This is a genomic window from Variovorax sp. YR216 (assembly GCF_900107745.1).
Classification (GTDB): domain Bacteria; phylum Pseudomonadota; class Gammaproteobacteria; order Burkholderiales; family Burkholderiaceae_C; genus Variovorax.
This window is the reverse complement of sequence record NZ_FNRO01000039.1, coordinates 1-2,540: the sequence shown is the minus strand read 5'-3', so window position 1 is coordinate 2,540 and position 2,540 is coordinate 1. Positions and strand designations below refer to the sequence as shown.

The window sequence follows — 2,540 nt, the reverse complement described above, 5'->3', positions numbered from 1 at the left end:
CGTTAAGGTTTGTGAGACATCTGCCCGGCAAACGCGCAGCGCATGGAGTGACCACAAGCTGAGGGCAGGTGTCGCACAAACCTCGAGGGAGGAAACCGCGGAGCACGGCGCAGCGGTTGTTCAGGGCCGTCGCGCTATGGGGATAGTGGCGAGAGCGGCGCCGTCAACGCAGGCCCGCAAGCCTCGCGCGCGTGCGCCGGGAGGATGGCGCAGGTCCTTCGTGCGCGCGCTGCCAACTTTACGAGTGAGCCAGTGGCAGGCAGTCACTGCATTCAATGCCTGCTGGAGCGCAGACCTGCCCTGTCGACTCGGTCGTTGGTCGACTTTGAAGGACGCCAGGGTTGGACTTGAAGTCATGGCGGTGCGCGAATCGCTTCTCCACGGATGAAGACCTGCACGATGGTCATGGCCTGGCCGCAGTGCCGGCAGATGAAGGTGGGGCGCTCGGGATGCACCTGGGCAGCGAGCTCGTTGCTGTGCGTGCATGGCGACGGCGCTGGCCGCGCATGCAGCAGCTCGCGCGCGGCGGCCAGACCTGCCGTGCGCGCGCCGTTGGCCAGGAGGCCGTAGTGGCGGATGCGATGGAAGCCCGTGGGCAGCACATGCAACAGGAACCGGCGCATGAACTCCTGCGGTGAGAGCGTCATGACCCTGTGGCGCGTGCGACCCTTGGCGCGGTAGTCCTTCCATCGGAAGGTCACGCCGCGCTCGTCCATCGCGAGCAGCCGGCTGTTGGCGATGGCGACGCGGTGGGTGTAGCGCGACAGATAGGCCAGCACGGCCTGCGGCCCGGCGAAGGGCCGCTTGGCGTAGACCACCCACTCGGTCTTGCGCAGTGGCACGAGCCAGGCCCTGAACGCCCGTGCATCGGCCAGGTGCACGAGTTCGCCGAAGAACTTGAGCTTGCCTGCAGCATGCAGGCGCTGCAACTCCTCCAGGAAGCGCCGCCGGAACAAGCGCGAGAGAACTCGAACCGGCAGGAAGAAGCCGGGACGGCAGGCGACCCAACGCGTGCCATCGGGCGCCAAGCCGCCACCGGGCACGATGCCGTGCACATGGGGATGATGCGTGAGCGCCGAGCCCCAGGTGTGCAGCACGAGGGTGGCGCCGATCCTGGCGCCCAGGTGCTTCGGATCGCCGGCGATCGTGAGCAACACCTCGGCGGCCAGGTCGAACAGCAGTGCATAGAGTGCGGCCTTGTTCTGGTACGCGAGGTCGGCAATCGGTGCCGGCAGCGTGAACACGACGTGGTAGTACTCGACCGGCAGGAGATCGGCCTGGCGTGCATCGAGCCAGCGCTGCGCCGCGGTGCTCTGGCACTTGGGGCAGTGGCGGTTGCGGCAGGAGTTGTAGGCGATCTGATCGGTGCCGCAGCCCTCGCAGCGCAAGACGTGCCCACCCAGTGCCGCGCTGCGGCACTGTTCGATGGCCGACATGACCTTCAGCTGCGCCAGGCTCAGATGGCCGCGCTGTTCGGCGCGCCAAGCCGGCGCGTGCTGGCGGAAGATGTCGGCGACCTCCAGGGAAGGCCGGCCCACGGCCGGCACCTCAGGCGGGCGGCAGCGCCTCCAGCGGGCTGAAGACCTCGTGCAGCAGATCGGTGGCCACGTGGGTGTATACGGTGGTGGTCTCCAGGCGCTTGTGCCCGAGCAGCACCTGAATCACGCGGACATCGACCTTGCGCTCCAGCAGGTGCGTGGCGAAGCAATGGCGCAACGTGTGCATCGACACACGCTTTTGGATCCCGGCCGTGTCCGCCGCATCGTGCACGGCGCGGTTGAGCTGGCGCGTGGTGAGCGCGTTGGTCGGGTCCATGCCGGGGAACAGCCAGCCACCGGGCAACATCCGGCCCTGCGAGTGAGCGATGCGCCACCAGGTCCGAAGGCGCTGCAGCAGCACGGGGCTGAGCATGGCGTAGCGGTCCTTGTGGCCCTTGCCTTGCTCCACCCGCAGTGTCATGCGCTGGCTGTCCACGTCGGTGACCTTCAGGTTCACGACCTCGCTGGCGCGCAGGCCCGTGCCGTAGGCGAGCGACAAGGCTACTTGGTGCTTGACGTTGTTCGCTGCGGCGATGAGACGGGAGACTTCCTGCGGGCTGAGCACCACCGGGAGTCTGCGAGGCACCTTCACCGGCTTGATCCTGGCCATGATCTGCGGATGATCCACGGTGACGTCAAAGAAGAAGCGCAGGCCCGTCAGCGTGACGTTGAGCGTCGTAGGCGAGGTGCCCGTGTCAACCAGATGCAATTGGAAGTTGCGCAGATCTTGTTCGGTGGCGGTGTCAGGCGAGCGATGCAGATAGCCTGCGAACCTGCGCACGGCGCGGATGTAGGCCTCCTGTGTGCGGCGCTCAAGTTTGCGCAGGCGCATGTCCTCGAGCATGCGTTGACGCAGCGGGGTGACTCCCGAAGTGATCGTGTCCATGATGGCTGCTCCGTTGATGGCGAGGCAGGATTGCCTCGCCGCCAACGGTGGCGACAACCGGCTCACGAGGTGTCCATGGGATGCGCGAAGCGCCTACCGCGAGAGCGGTTTCGTTC

The 2,540-nt window shown here is 66.8% G+C and carries 2 protein-coding genes; both read right to left on the bottom strand.

Going from position 1 to position 2,540, the window contains the following annotated elements:
* Positions 1 to 353 precede the first annotated feature (353 nt).
* Positions 354 to 1,538, bottom strand: a complete 1,185-nt coding sequence (locus BLW05_RS35190; RefSeq protein WP_093169571.1) for an IS91 family transposase — start codon at positions 1,536 to 1,538, stop codon at positions 354 to 356.
* A 10-nt stretch (positions 1,539 to 1,548) separates the two neighbouring features.
* Positions 1,549 to 2,424 (bottom strand): tyrosine-type recombinase/integrase, encoded by an 876-nt coding sequence (locus tag BLW05_RS35185; RefSeq protein WP_093169569.1) that lies wholly within the window; start codon positions 2,422 to 2,424, stop codon positions 1,549 to 1,551.
* Positions 2,425 to 2,540: the final 116 nt, after the last annotated feature.